Origin of the sequence: Leptolyngbya sp. AN10, assembly GCF_050565645.1 — a bacterium.
Taxonomy (GTDB): domain Bacteria; phylum Cyanobacteriota; class Cyanobacteriia; order Leptolyngbyales; family Leptolyngbyaceae; genus Leptolyngbya.
Map to the genome: position 1 here is coordinate 1 of NZ_JBNXVP010000053.1, position 13,420 is coordinate 13,420.

The window sequence follows — 13,420 nt, forward strand, 5'->3', positions numbered from 1 at the left end:
CCGATCCAATACACGACAGATATCTGTTGAGATTTTTGGCGTGTCGCCCAGGTTGATTGATTTACTCAACCGTCTATCTGACAAGCGTTCTGAGTCCTCTTAATGCACTGGTTGCGTATCTCGTGGGCACACCCCAACCTTGTGCATGGCGCTATGTCGCACTTGCTGCACGATCATTTCTGCAAAGCGGTCGGTATACTCCCGCCGCTTGCCCACAAACTCAAACGCCTCACTGAAGGGCTTTCGACACGTTTGGCATTTGAACTGTCGTCGATTCAGATTCAGATACACCCGATGTTGACTGATACTCAGGTCTCGTACCCGATGTCGGTGATTTTGATGCAACTGCAAACTCTTTTGCCCACAGCCCGAACAGATGGCACTCGTATCCTGTGCTTTCACCTCCAGAATCAGCGCCTCATCTGTCTCGGAGTAGTCTTCGACTGCTATGCCTGGAATGTTCAGTCGTTGAGTCAGAAGCGGTTGCATAGATCGCAGGATAAAGGATTTCACTCCCTAGCATGACTCAGGCGATAGATCCAGGTTGCGGCATCAACCAGCGTCAAGATCGAATCAATGCGAGTAAAGTCGCGGAGTTCTGTTCCTAAGAAAGTGAGTGCGATCGGTAACGGATCAGCGAGTCCTGTCGTCTCGACAATGAGATAGTCAATACGATCGCGTCGTTCTAAAATTGAATAAACTGCATCTACTAAATTGCCATTAATCGTACAGCAGATACAGCCATTTGAAAGCTCGGTCATGTCTTCGTCGATCGAGATGAGTAACTGACTATCAATGTTAATACTCCCAAACTCGTTTACTAAAACCGCAACTTTGACATCATGATAGTTCTTCAGGATTTGATTGAGCAGCGTTGTCTTTCCGCTCCCCAAAAATCCCGTAATGATGGTTACAGGTAGTCGAGTTTCTGGAATGGACAGTTCTTCAGGCATTGCAGGTACACTCAAATGATGAAGAAAGAGCAATCCAACCGGACTTGAACATGGATTGCTCTACAAAGCAATTAGTTAAACTTTGGACTATGGCGGATCAGATCCATAAATTCCTGCCGCGTCTTCGCATCATCCGCAAACACACCTTTCATTGCGCTGGTAACCGTCCATGATCCAGGCTTCTGTACCCCTCGCATGACCATACACATATGTGATGCTTCCACGACGACTGCAACGCCTTGTGGCTTGAGTAAGCCTTGCAACGCATCCGCAATCTGGGTTGTTAATCGCTCTTGAACTTGTAAGCGCCGAGCATACATCTCACAAATTCGCGCGATTTTTGACAGTCCGATCACTTTGCCATTGGGAATGTAAGCAACATGAGCGCGTCCGAGAATCGGCAAGATATGATGTTCGCAGGAGCTAAACAAATCGATGTCACGAACTAAAACCATCTCATTGGCATTCTCGTGAAAGACTGCACCATTGAGCAATTCATCTAGCGATTGATTGTAGCCTTGGGTCAAGAACTTCAAAGCTTTCACAACTCGTTTCGGCGTATCACGTAAGCCTTCTCGATCGGGATCTTCTCCCAATCCCAGCAGCAAGGTTCTGACGGCTTGCATCATTTCGGCATCGGAAACGGGTGGCTTTGATTGAGTCTTAAGCGCAGCAAACGTTTCAACTGAATCAGGCAGGACAAGATCAGACGAAGATTGTGGGGTCATGTTGCTATTTTTAGAAGGGTAGACAGCGGACAATGCGCCAGTTCAGAACTGGCGGTTTTCACCTCTAATCAGGAGCATGAAAGCTGAAATTACTGAGCAACTAGCTTAGATGAATTGGCTCTAAGCATTGATCAAGCTGTTGTCGCAGTTGCTCAGTATCTAAATTTCGACCAATTAGCACAAGCTGATTTGAGGGTGGCTTTTGCCATTCTTCGGTTTGAATGTCGTACCGTTTTCCGCTCAGTTGAAAGATGTGTTTCAGGTAGCTTTCTTTAAACCAGAGCAGTCCTTTTGCTCGGAAAATCTCGATCGGTAATTCATCCAGAAAGTTCTGAAACTTCTGAACCGAAAAAGGTCGATCGCTTTGATACGACATTGAAACAAAGCCGTCATTTGCTAAGTGATCGGAATGGTGGTGATGGTGTTCATGATCGTGGCTCTCGGTATGCTCGTTCTCATAGGTTTCTGGCTGGAAGTAGCCAACATCCAAAATCAGAGGCAGTGGAACCTTGCCATATTGAGTCTGTAGAATTCGTGCACTTGTTTTAGTTGTGCGAATCCAATGGTCTAGTTCAGCAACTTTCTCTTGTCCTGCCAAATCTGTTTTGTTGAGCAGAATGATATCGCCATATATAATCTGGCTGATTGCAGCTTGACTCTCAAAATGTTCTGTCGTGAATGTTTCTGCATCAACAACCGTCAAAATTGAGTCGAGATGCGTTAAATCTCTTAGCTCAGAGCCAGCAAAGGTAAGCACGATCGGTAAAGGGTCAGCAACTCCGGTTGTCTCAATCACCATGTAATCGATTCGATCTTCTCGTTCCAGAATTCGATAAACCGCATTGATCAAATCGTCATTGATCGTGCAGCAAATACAACCGTTACTCAGTTCCATCATGTCTTCATCGAGTGAAACGAGTAGCTGTGAATCAATGTTGATGTCTCCAAATTCATTCACTAGCACTGCAACTTTGAGATCGTCGCGATTTTTCAGGATTTGATTCAGTAGTGTTGTTTTGCCACTACCTAAGAATCCGGTGATGATCGTGACAGGCATTCCCCGTTTCGGGATCTCGATGTGGGATTGAGTTGCTGAGTGCATGACGTGAGAAAGTTTTGAGAACGATTATCATTCTACATTAATTTGAGAGAAATCTACGTCACAGGTGGAATTTTTGCTAAGATGCCTTTCTGTAAAAGCTCTGGACGATCTCTTCTCGGTACAATTCCGTCAGCACTGTGGAAATACTGCTGACAAAGTTCTCGAATAGCGATCGCACTTTCAAACGGCGGTAAGTCTCCAAACATCAGAGTCGTTTTACCTGGAGCCGAAAGCGCAACGACACAAGGACGATTACAGGCGCTTAAACACTCGACTTCTCGAATTAAAAAGGGTGTATTCGGCTTCCAAGTTTCAAACTCCTGCTTGAGTTGTTCTAGCAGATGAAATCCTCCAGGATGACCGAGATGTTCTCGCTGGTGCTTGGAAACAGAACACGATCGACAAACAAACAAAACATGATGCGTCATCTCTTAAAGCCTCGTGAAATGCAAAACAGTTCGATGTTTGCCTGGGCGAGAAATCATACCTTCATCTTCTAGCTCGTTGAACAATCGCGTCACAGTTACGCGAGTTGTCCCGATGAGTTCTGCAATCACTTGATGCGTGAGCCGGACTTGGAGCAGATAGCCTTGCTCGATTTTTTCTCCAAATCGGCAGGCGAATAGATGCAGTAGATTTAGCAGTCGATCGCGAATCCGTTTGATATGAGCAATACTCAGCAAAGCTTCTACGTTTTGAAGGTGAGATTGCAGGGCTTCAAAAGAACATTGTTCTGGATAGGCTAAGGCAATGGCTTCGACAGGGGTTAAGCATTCAAGCTGATAGACTTCTAACCGCGAGAGAGTTCGTCCTACAATGTCACCTTTGCCCCAGATGCCCAGGGTAATCACCTCGCCCTCAGCGCTCCAAGTTAGCGATCGCACAAAACCACTTTCAATCTGCCAAAATACGTTACTTTGAAGCGGTAGCAGCTTTTGCTTTTCAAATCTGTGGGGTTGCTGAACAAAGGTGATGGTTGATGTTTCTACAGTTCCAGACATTGAACGAAGAAAGGTTGTCATTGCACTGTGCCTCTTAATGCAATGTTTACAGGGTTGAGTGGTTTAAGACAGCTTGCTGGAGTCGATCGCAGAGTTCTAAGAGCGTTAATGCTCCTAATTCTCCTTTGTGTCGAGTCCGAATGCTCAAAGTTTGAGACTCAACTTCTTTTTTGCCAACCACCGAGACAACTGGGATTTTTTCAAGTTCGGCAGTACGAATTTGCTTACCTAGTCGTTCATTGGTACGATCGACTTCAGCCCGAAATCCAGCTTGCTTCAGTTGAAGCGCGATCGCTTCTGCATAGTCTCGTTGATCCTGGCTCACAGGGAGTAATCGAACTTGAATCGGTGCAAGCCACAGCGGAAAGTCACCCGCATAGTTCTCGATGAGAATACCGAAGAAGCGCTCTAACGATCCGAAGATTGCTCGGTGAATCATGATCGGACGTTGGCGAGTACCATCTGCCGCCACATATTCCATTTCAAAGCGTTCTGGTAGATTGAAATCGACTTGAATCGTAGAACATTGCCAACGACGTGCGATCGCATCCTCAATCTTCAAATCGATTTTAGGTCCATAGAATGCGCCGCCACCCTCATCGATCACATAGTTCCAACCTTTTCGATCTAGCGCTTGTTGAAGTGCGATCGTTGCTTTTTCCCAAATCTCATCACTCCCAACCGATTTAGGTGGACGAGTGGAAAGATTAACCTCATAGTTCGAGAAACCAAAGTCTGACAAAATCTTTTCTGTGAGATTTAGAACGCCGAGAATTTCATCTTCAATCTGTTCCGGCAGGCAAAAGATATGAGCATCATCTTGAGTAAATCCACGCACCCGCATCAAACCATGCAATGCTCCTGAACGCTCATATCGATACACAGTTCCAAGCTCTGCCCATCGAATCGGAAACTCTCGGTAGGAATGGAGTTCATGCTTGTAGGTCAACACATGAAACGGACAGTTCATTGGCTTAATTTGATACTGCTGTTCTTCGATTTCCATCTGATCAAACATACTATCCCGATAGAAATCGAAATGACCTGACGTTTTCCAAAGATCTAAGTTCGCAATGTGCGGAGTGTAGAGCAACTCATAGCCTGCATCAATGTGTGACTGTCTCCAATAGTCTTCGATGATGTGTCGCATTCTTGCCCCGCGTGGATGCCAGAAGACTAATCCACCGCCTGCATCTTCCTCAATACTGAATAGCTTTAAGGCTTGTCCGAGCTTACGATGGTCGCGCCGTTTTGCTTCTTCTCGTTGCTGTAAGTAGGCTTGTAACTGTTCTGAAGTTTCCCAGGCTGTGCCATAAATGCGTTGGAGTTGTGCTTTAGTTTCATCCCCGCACCAGTAAGCACCCGCAACACTTTCTAATGCGATCGCATTAGGGTTAATTTGACCTGTGAATTCTAAGTGAGGTCCGGCACAGAGATCCCACCAATATTCGTCAGGCGGTAGCACGATCGCATCAATCAACGAGGGTTCGACCTGATCTGCACGCCCACTGTCGGGATTGCCAATAAAGTAACGGGTAATCGGCTCCCCAGCAGGAATACGATCGAGAATTTCCAACTTATATGGCTCATTCAACTGCTCGATCTCGGCTCGAATCGAGTCATACTCTACTACTTCTCGAATGATGGGCAGATTGGCTCGAATGATTCGCCGCATTTCTGCTTCAATCTGCACTAAGTCGTCTGGCGTGAAGGGAATGGCTCGATCAAAGTCGTAATAAAACCCGGTGTCTGTCCAAGGTCCGATCGTGACTTTCGTCTCAGGAAACAGCGCTTGCACTGCCATCGCCAAAATGTGAGCACAAGTATGGCGAATTTTCAGCAATTGTTGCGGATCGCTCTGCTGCAAGGCATCTCTGGAGGAGGGGCGAGAAAGTTGACTGACCATAGAAATAGAAATAATGATAATCGTTCTCAGTTTAGCGTAAACTGAGAAGTTGGATTAGACATACAGCAAAGTCGTTCATTCTGAGTCTGCTCAACTGTGAGTGCTTTTCCCAAGAAACTGCCGTTCTGGATCTGGCTCATCGCCTCGATCGGGATTCATGCTCTGCTCCTGCGGATTCCTCTACAGTTCGACGCGCCGATTCAGAAGGTTGAACGTGACCTCATTCAGATCGTCAAATTACCCCCGGTTCCATCTTCTCCCCCAAAAGCTTCGATTCAACCTGCCGAGCGTCCATCTCCTGAACCTTCCCCCACTCCCGATCCAGTTCAATCTTCTTTCTCCACTCCCACTCCAGTGTCATCTCCGATTCTCGACTCACCGCGAGCAGGCAATTCTCCACCTGGCTCTCCCAATCCAATTGCTTCACCTGCTCAATCTTCTCCACGATTCACACCTTCCAGTCCTTCACCTCCAAACAATTCATCGCCTAGCCCAAAAGTTACTCCCAAGCCTCAACAAGCAGAAGCAGCCTTTGACCTGACCATGCAGAACCTCAGCAAGCTCAAAGCATCCAGCATTGATGTCCCTGAATTTTACTTTGAGCAACCTGATTTGTTTTATCAAAAGTCAGCCACAGATCCAAACAGCTACGATATCGAAAAGCCATTAGCTGGCTTCGATGGGAACTTTACGTTGATTTTGGAGCAGACTCCGGAGCAAGTTTTTACGACATTTTTCCAGAGCAAACTCGATTCAACTGTGTTTCGAGTTGTGTCTCAACCGAACTATGGAGGCGGGTTAGTGTACGAAATTCGGCAAGGTGATTTTGTGCGCTATCTCAACTTAATTCCAACAAAGGATCAGACAGGAACGATCGTAGTAATCTGGAACAAACGACCCAACTGAGTCTCATTTCAACTTGAATGGGGTGTACTTTCCGCCCAATCCTTCTACGATCGTACGAGTATTCGCAATCAGCATTTTTGGATAGCTATCTGCTTCACTGTTTGGCGTTCCAATTCCATCTGCATAAAGCTTGCGTTCTGAGACTTTTACTTTAGCTTCTCGTGCGACTGCCTCAATCAGTTTCGGATTCACAGTCATTTCTGCAAAGATCGTTGGCACTCCCAAAGTTTTAATGTCTTTCACAAGCTGTGCAACCCGTAGTGCTGTCGGTTTCTCATCGGTGCTAATTCCTTGTAAGGTCGCGGCAACTCCCAGATTGTAAGTTCGAGCATAGTACTCAAAAGCATCATGAGTAGTAATTAGCCAACGCTGACTCATGGGAATCGTCTGAATCTGCGATCGTATCCAGGTGTGAATCTGAGAAAGCTCATTCGTTAGCTTCTTTGTATTGTTCGTGTAAGTGCTGGCTTGATTCGGCTGAATCTTAGTCAAGCTCTGATTGATTACATTTGCAATTTTGATGCCATTATCTGCTGTGTGAAAGACGTGCGGATCAGTTTGTTCACTCGATTTACTGTGATTGTGTCCACTATGGTCATGTCCATCTCCTTTGATTGGATTTGGTACTGCAACTTCATTCACAGCAACCTTGGAAACTGAGTTAGGAGCAGCTTGAATCACGCTCATGAGATTCTCTTCAAAGTTATAGCCTGCATAGAGAATCAGTTTGGCAGATTCGATCGCTTTACGATCGTCAGGCTTCGGTTGATACTCATGCGGATCAGACCCCGCATCAATCAGACATTTCAGGTTAATCGTTTCTTCAGCAATCTGTTTCGCTAAATCACACAAAACGCTGGTTGTCGCAACTACAGTCGGTTTATCTTGAGCAGTAGCGCGTGAACTCAAACTACTGAATAGACTGAATGCGATCGCTGTCGCGAGTAGGTACTGGAATCGCGATCGTTTGAACTGAGAAAAAATCATGATACGATTTTTGAAATGATAATCATTATCACGTTTGAGCGGAATACCGTCAATATTTGATGTAAGACAGCAAGCAACTCGGAAGAATTATCAATTAAAGCTGATAACATTCTTAAATTCTCTAGAGATTTGAAGCTGCAAAATGAGAATGATTATTATTTCATAACTTTTTCACTGTGCTGAGGAGGGCTGAATTGAACCTGAAAATTACGGTGCAAGATTTGTCAGAGATGTTTGAAGAGATCCACTCTCAAACAGGAATTCCTTTTCACAGCAATGAGTACGAAACTCATCTCAACCTTCCTCGTCAACTTGGGAACGGCTCAATTCAGAATTGGCATCTGCGAGAAGGATTAGAGCTATATGTCCAAACCTATGAATTGGGAGAAGAGTTAACAATCTTTTCTCATAATCAATACGCCCTGTTCGGACTGTGCTACGGGATCTCTGGAACAGCTAATATGTCAGCCACTCACTCTTCTGCGGAAACAAGGATTTCTCCAGGAACTTGTCTAACTGTTGGCATGACTGAGGCACAGACGATCGGGCGACTTCCCGCGAATCAAGCAATCAGGTTTATAGAAATTGCGATCGCACCTGAGCTTTTACGAACCTTACTCACAGATGAGCTAGATACTTTACCGCTAAACTTAAGGCAGTGCTTACAGAAGACCGATTACTTTTACTGGCAGCAAAGCGCGATCGTTCCAGCCATGATGACCGCGCTTCATCAAATCCTGCACTGTCCATACCAAGGCGCGACTCAGCGTGTCTATTTAGAAGGCAAGGTACTAGAACTACTCGCGCTACAGATCCATCAATTTGCAGAACGTCGTCCCCATCGAACACCGCGCCGACTGCGATCAGACGAAGTAGAGCGAATCTACCAGGCGCGTGATATTTTAATCCAGCAATTGCACAATCCGCCTTCACTACTTGCATTAGCCCGACAGGTAGGACTGAACGACTACAAACTCAAGCAAGGATTTCATCAGGTGTTTGGCACAACGGCATTCGGTTGTTTACATCAACACCGCATGGAACAGGCACGATTTTTGTTGGAAGCACAAAACATCCAAGTCGAAATCGCAGCACAAACAGTCGGATACAACAGCTTAAGTTCGTTTCACAAAGCTTATAAAAAGTACTTCGGGGTGAATCCGAGCGTTCATCGAAATCGCCGCTAAAAGATCCGTCTGGGACATCTGAAAAATCCGTTTGAGACAAAAATCATCGAATCGATCGACTTACAATTTCTCATAACTACGAATGAGAATCAGTTGCAATAGACGATCAGCTTTTAATAAAAAATTTAAGGAGTATGCAATGTTTCGAGTTTCTCAACTCTCTGTGATTGGCGCTTTAGCGATCGCCTCTCCAGCTTTAGCAAATCCACTTCAACCAGAGCAATCACAGCCCACCAAAGAGCCTCAACAGTTGCAAGACATTCAGCGTCCTGCAACCACGATCGGAGAATGGCTCTCCCAAGCTCTGATCCCCACAGTGATTACTAATATTCGACTCAAGCCGAGTGAAGGTGAGCTAGAAATTATACTAGAAACAGCAGATGGCAAGACTCTACAAGGTACTCTAAAGCGCGAGAGTGCAACTTCGCAGCAGCCCAATCAGCGCTTGATCATTACGATTCCCAATGCTCAACTACAAACCGAAGTTCGACAAGATAAGCCGACCCCAGACATTACAAGCTTGATCGCAACAAATAGCACTGCAAGCAGTGTCCAGCTTATGATCACGGCAGCAAAGGGAATCCCGATCGAAGGAGACATCATCGCAAGTGGGACAGGTTTAGCGGTGAATGTTTTTACCGAATCAGAAGACGAGATTACGGTTACAGCAGAAAAGCGAGAAGACACACTACAAAATGTTCCGATCAGTATTACTGCTTTTCCCAGACAAGAGCTAGAAGATGCTCAAATCGACTCACTACAGAGCATTGCGAACAGTACTCCTAACTTTACGTTTTTGAAAGGTTCAACAGGTGCTTCTTACTTCGACTACTACAGCATTCGCGGGTTAAGTAACTTTAACTTTCTAGCATCCCAAGACAATGTAGCTTTCTATATTGATGATGTTCCCTATGACTACGGTGGTTTTTTGGATGGAACATTGTTCGATCTAGAACGGGTCGAAGTGTTGCGGGGTCCTCAAAGTACGCTCTATGGCAGAAGTTCTCAGGCTGGCGTGGTGAATATCATCTCCCGCCCTCCTAGCAATCAGCCAGAAATTAGAACCTCTGCAAGCTATGGGAACTATAACGCTCGTAACCTGCAACTCTCGCTGAGTGATGCCATTATTCAAGATCAACTCTTCTTTCGATTAGCAGGGGTCTATAGAGCGCGAGATGGCATTGTAGAGAATACTTTTCTCGATCGTAATGTGGGCGAAAAGAACGGTCTAGCAGGTCGCGCTCAGATTCTCTGGACTCCTTCTAGAGAATGGAATATCTCATTCAATGGAACAGTGAATTCAGATCAAGATGGTAGTCCCATTTTCGCCCCGCGAGATACCTCGAATCCCTTTAAAGTTGCACAGGATTTTAATGGGTTCCATCGGTTAGACAACAATACTCAAGCCCTGAAAATTGCCTATGATGGCGCAGGATTTCAGGCAGTTTCCACTACCACTCGTCGATCGACAAGGCAAGACTTTGCCACCGAAGCAGACTATACCCCTGCGGATCTCTTTACTGGGGTTGGCGCATTCGATTCAACGGTATGGGCGCAGGAAGTTCGGTTTCAGTCTCCGAAACAAGCCGATCGCATTCGTTGGACAGTGGGGGGCTATTTTGAATCGCGTGAGTTCAATACCATTCGCGATGGCATTTCGCTGAGTAGCCAGGGAGCCGCAGCATTTGGAGCGCCTTCGGCTGGGACAAATAATGTTTCAGCCGAACAGCAACGCTATACCTATGCCGCATTTGGACAGATGGATTTTAAGCCGATCGAGCCTTTGACTCTGTTTGCAGGGTTGCGCTACGAAACTTCGAGCGTTGAGATGGCACGACGACGCATTTTTACAATTTCAGGTGTGGGTGATGTGCCTCTCAGTCCTACTGAGAGTGGATTAGAAGAAAAAAGTGATGCCATTATTCCTCGGTTTGGAGCGCAGTATCGCTTTAGTCCAAATGTGATGGCGTATGGCACGATCGCGAAAGGATATCGCCCTAGTGGATTTAACTATCGCTCTGACACCGAAGCAACTCGCCGCTTTGCAGAAGAATTTTCTTGGAACTATGAGCTTGGAGTTAAAACCTCATGGCTGAACAATCGTCTCACAGCAAATCTGGCATTCTTCCAAATTGATGCCAGTAACTATCAAGTTGCTCTAGCTGATACAACCGGATTTTTTAGCAATATTGCCAATGCTGACATTAAAAGCACTGGATTTGAGCTAGAGATGAGAGCCGAGCCAATCAGAGGATTAAATCTCATCGCTGGAGTTGGCTACACGAATGCTCGATTTGAGCGATATTCCAACCCATTTACAGGACAAAATTTTAATGGTAACAAAGTCCCAGTTGCACCCAATTTCACTTATAACTTAGCAGCGCAGTATCGCAGTCCCGGCGGAATCTTTGCCCGTGTCGATCTAGTTGGTTCAGGCACAACTTTCTTTGATGATGCGAATCAAATCAGGCAAAAGCCGTATGCTTTAGTCAATGCCCGATTGGGATACGAATCAAATAACTGGGGAGTGTATGTCTTTGCAAACAATCTCTTTAACACTCGCTACATTACTCAAGGATTTGTCTTTCCGCCACCCAATGTGATTGCGGCTTTTGGTGATCCGGTGACTTATGGATTTCAGATTCGAGCTAGTTTCTAAGGAGCGATCGCACAATGAATCAACTAGAACCCACTCAACAATTAACAGGTGTCGCTGAAACGTTAATGATTACACTCTATGCCAGAGTGGTCGAAACAAAACGCTCAGACGGATTGCTTCAAGATCCGAAAGCTGTTGAGATTGCTGAACGAACAGATTATGACTTTAGGAAGTACGAGAAAGGTTGGGCATCACAGCTAGGGGTGATCATTCGGGTAAGAGAATACGATCGCATTGTGCAATCTTTTCTCACAGCGCATCCGAATGCCATTGTGATCAATCTGGGATGTGGTTTGTGTACTCGGTTCAACCGTGTCGATAACGGAACAGTCAAATGGTACGAAGTCGATTTTTCTGAAGTAATTGATCTGCGGCGAAAGTTCTTTGAAGAAAGCGATCGCTATCGATTCATTGCTCGATCGATTCTAGATTTTGCTTGGATCGATCAGATTCAACGAGAGCCGAATCAGCCATTGATGGTCATTATGGAAGGCGTTTCGCCGTATCTGAGCGAAGCAGAAAATCAGAGCATTGTTTTAGCATTGCGCGATCGCCTTGCTCCGCTTCATCTTGTCCTAGACATCCTCAATCGTAGTACGGCAAGCAAATCTAAGCAGCATGATACCGTTTCCAAAACTACGGCTGAATTTAAGTCAGGCTTCGACTCTGGGCAAGAACTAGAAACTTGGGGAGAAGGCATTCGGCTTGAAAATGAAATCTATTCGTTGACCCAGTTTGCTGACCACCCCAATCGTCTACCTCTCTGGGCAAGATACATTCGATTTTTGCTTGTCCCAGTCTTCAAAAATTCTGCTCGTATCTTGCAACTCAATCTCATACAGCTATGAACATTCTAATTTCAGGTGGCGGAATTGCTGGGCTAACTTTAGCGTATTGGCTACGTGAGTATGGCTTTCAACCGATCGTCATCGACAAAGCAACAGAATTTAGGCGAATTGGGTATCCATTAGGAACTTATGGCGCGAGTGTGCAAATTCTAGAAAAAATGGGACTCTTAGACACACTCGCAGCGAAAAGCATTCCAATGACTGAATCTGCATTCGTGGACGGTAACGGGCAGATCATTCGCAAGTTAGATATGGGCAAATTTTTCACAGTTGGAGAGCGCAATTTAGCTTTGAGTCGTGCTGATCTACATCTCACAATCTATGATGCAGTCAAAGACCAAGTGGAGATCCGGTTTGGGCGATCGATCGAGTCGATCGAGCAACAGAGCGATCGAGTGATTGCTACGTTTGACTCTGGCAAAACTGAATCATTTAACTTGCTCATTGGTGCAGACGGTGTACATTCTCGAACCCGCAGACAAGTGTTTGGAAGCGGTTTTGAGAAGTTTTTCAATGTTGCTTACATGGCTTTTTTCAGCCAGCACATCCCCTCAAATTTAGGAGACTGTAACTATAACATCACCCTGCCTCGCCGCTTTGCTGGAATTGGGAAGTATGGCTCATTAGGCGTTGGCGCGTTTCTGCTCTATCAATCCTTACCAAACTGCAAAATTCCACCCTCTGAGCGAGTTGCACATCTGCTCAAAGAGTTTAGTGACACAGAATGGCTGATTCCAGAAGTGATTCGCAGTGTTGAAGACCCAAACACAATTTTTTACGATGATATGCTGCAAATTGTGATGCCGCAGTGGTCAAAGGGGAGAGTGTGCTTACTAGGCGATGCTGCTTACACACTCACACTAATGTCTGGGCGCGGAGCAGGCATGGCAATTTTAGGAGCGTACCTATTAGCAAAAGAACTTGCTCAACAGAGCTATGAGACAGCGTTTGCAGCCTATGAAAATCAGCTTAGACGGGGTGTAGATGAGTTACAGAAAGATGCGTTTAAGATGACTCAGATGATGCTGCCGGATCATCAATGGGCGATCGCACTCACGAATCTGTACATAAAATATATTCCTGAATCGTGGCTCCTGAAGCGCTTTACCAAGTCCCCTGCACTGATCGAAGCTTTATAACCTC

At 45.6% G+C, this 13,420-nt stretch carries 12 protein-coding genes and 1 pseudogene; 5 read left to right on the forward strand and 8 right to left on the reverse strand.

What is annotated here, in order from left to right; genetic code table 11:
* Positions 1 to 99: 99 nt before the first annotated feature.
* From ACQ4M5_RS37035 to thrS, 7 genes and pseudogenes are all read right to left on the reverse strand, one after another.
* Positions 100 to 489, reverse strand: a complete 390-nt coding sequence (locus tag ACQ4M5_RS37035; RefSeq protein ID WP_430680801.1) for a transposase family protein — start codon at positions 487 to 489, stop codon at positions 100 to 102.
* Positions 490 to 539: 50 nt separating this feature from the next.
* Positions 540 to 953 (reverse strand): annotated as a pseudogene (locus tag ACQ4M5_RS37040) (CobW family GTP-binding protein); the annotation flags it as partial.
* Positions 954 to 1,024: 71 nt separating this feature from the next.
* Positions 1,025 to 1,681 (reverse strand): GTP cyclohydrolase I FolE, encoded by a 657-nt coding sequence (gene folE, locus ACQ4M5_RS37045; protein WP_430680802.1) that lies wholly within the window; start codon positions 1,679 to 1,681, stop codon positions 1,025 to 1,027.
* A 100-nt stretch (positions 1,682 to 1,781) separates the two neighbouring features.
* Positions 1,782 to 2,783, reverse strand: coding sequence for a CobW family GTP-binding protein (locus ACQ4M5_RS37050; RefSeq protein ID WP_430680803.1), 1,002 nt, complete (start codon positions 2,781 to 2,783; stop codon positions 1,782 to 1,784).
* Between the two features lie 53 nt (positions 2,784 to 2,836).
* Positions 2,837 to 3,211: a DUF1636 domain-containing protein gene (locus ACQ4M5_RS37055; RefSeq protein ID WP_430680804.1), complete on the reverse strand. Its 375-nt coding sequence runs from the start codon at positions 3,209 to 3,211 to the stop codon at positions 2,837 to 2,839.
* A 3-nt stretch (positions 3,212 to 3,214) separates the two neighbouring features.
* The gene (locus tag ACQ4M5_RS37060) at positions 3,215 to 3,805 is read right to left on the reverse strand and encodes a Crp/Fnr family transcriptional regulator (RefSeq protein ID WP_430680805.1); all 591 of its coding nucleotides are present in this window, start codon (positions 3,803 to 3,805) and stop codon (positions 3,215 to 3,217) included.
* A 25-nt stretch (positions 3,806 to 3,830) separates the two neighbouring features.
* Positions 3,831 to 5,690, reverse strand: a complete 1,860-nt coding sequence (thrS, locus tag ACQ4M5_RS37065) for a threonine--tRNA ligase (RefSeq protein WP_430680806.1) — start codon at positions 5,688 to 5,690, stop codon at positions 3,831 to 3,833.
* A 96-nt stretch (positions 5,691 to 5,786) separates the two neighbouring features.
* Here thrS and ACQ4M5_RS37070 point away from each other — a divergent pair, with 96 nt between their 5' ends.
* Complete coding sequence (locus ACQ4M5_RS37070) at positions 5,787 to 6,596, forward strand: hypothetical protein (RefSeq protein WP_430680807.1); 810 nt, start codon at positions 5,787 to 5,789, stop codon at positions 6,594 to 6,596.
* A gap of 3 nt (positions 6,597 to 6,599) precedes the next feature.
* Here ACQ4M5_RS37070 and ACQ4M5_RS37075 read toward each other — a convergent pair whose 3' ends face one another.
* The gene (locus ACQ4M5_RS37075) at positions 6,600 to 7,583 is read right to left on the reverse strand and encodes a metal ABC transporter solute-binding protein, Zn/Mn family (RefSeq protein WP_430680808.1); all 984 of its coding nucleotides are present in this window, start codon (positions 7,581 to 7,583) and stop codon (positions 6,600 to 6,602) included.
* Between the two features lie 194 nt (positions 7,584 to 7,777).
* Between ACQ4M5_RS37075 and ACQ4M5_RS37080 the strand changes: the two genes are divergently transcribed.
* From ACQ4M5_RS37080 to ACQ4M5_RS37095, 4 genes are all read left to right on the forward strand, one after another.
* A complete protein-coding gene (locus ACQ4M5_RS37080; RefSeq protein WP_430680809.1) occupies positions 7,778 to 8,770 on the forward strand; it encodes a helix-turn-helix transcriptional regulator in 993 nt (330 codons plus the stop codon).
* 139 nt (positions 8,771 to 8,909) lie between these two features.
* The gene (locus tag ACQ4M5_RS37085) at positions 8,910 to 11,429 is read left to right on the forward strand and encodes a TonB-dependent receptor domain-containing protein (protein WP_430680810.1); all 2,520 of its coding nucleotides are present in this window, start codon (positions 8,910 to 8,912) and stop codon (positions 11,427 to 11,429) included.
* Between the two features lie 14 nt (positions 11,430 to 11,443).
* Complete coding sequence (locus ACQ4M5_RS37090) at positions 11,444 to 12,277, forward strand: class I SAM-dependent methyltransferase (protein WP_430680811.1); 834 nt, start codon at positions 11,444 to 11,446, stop codon at positions 12,275 to 12,277.
* Complete coding sequence (locus ACQ4M5_RS37095; RefSeq protein ID WP_430680812.1) at positions 12,274 to 13,416, forward strand: FAD-dependent monooxygenase; 1,143 nt, start codon at positions 12,274 to 12,276, stop codon at positions 13,414 to 13,416. The genes ACQ4M5_RS37090 and ACQ4M5_RS37095 overlap by 4 nt, the downstream gene beginning before the upstream one ends.
* The last annotated feature ends 4 nt before the right edge of the window (positions 13,417 to 13,420 follow it).

Coding starts and splice junctions, on each gene's coding strand:
- thrS (WP_430680806.1), bottom strand. CDS start 5,690: ATGGTCAGTCAACTTTCTCGCCCCTCCTCCAGAGATGCCTTGCAGCAG.
- ACQ4M5_RS37095 (WP_430680812.1), top strand. CDS start 12,274: ATGAACATTCTAATTTCAGGTGGCGGAATTGCTGGGCTAACTTTAGCG.
- ACQ4M5_RS37035 (WP_430680801.1), bottom strand. CDS start 489: ATGCAACCGCTTCTGACTCAACGACTGAACATTCCAGGCATAGCAGTC.
- ACQ4M5_RS37090 (WP_430680811.1), top strand. CDS start 11,444: ATGAATCAACTAGAACCCACTCAACAATTAACAGGTGTCGCTGAAACG.
- ACQ4M5_RS37060 (WP_430680805.1), bottom strand. CDS start 3,805: ATGACAACCTTTCTTCGTTCAATGTCTGGAACTGTAGAAACATCAACC.
- folE (WP_430680802.1), bottom strand. CDS start 1,681: ATGACCCCACAATCTTCGTCTGATCTTGTCCTGCCTGATTCAGTTGAA.
- ACQ4M5_RS37085 (WP_430680810.1), top strand. CDS start 8,910: ATGTTTCGAGTTTCTCAACTCTCTGTGATTGGCGCTTTAGCGATCGCC.
- ACQ4M5_RS37050 (WP_430680803.1), bottom strand. CDS start 2,783: ATGCACTCAGCAACTCAATCCCACATCGAGATCCCGAAACGGGGAATG.
- ACQ4M5_RS37055 (WP_430680804.1), bottom strand. CDS start 3,211: ATGACGCATCATGTTTTGTTTGTTTGTCGATCGTGTTCTGTTTCCAAG.
- ACQ4M5_RS37075 (WP_430680808.1), bottom strand. CDS start 7,583: ATGATTTTTTCTCAGTTCAAACGATCGCGATTCCAGTACCTACTCGCG.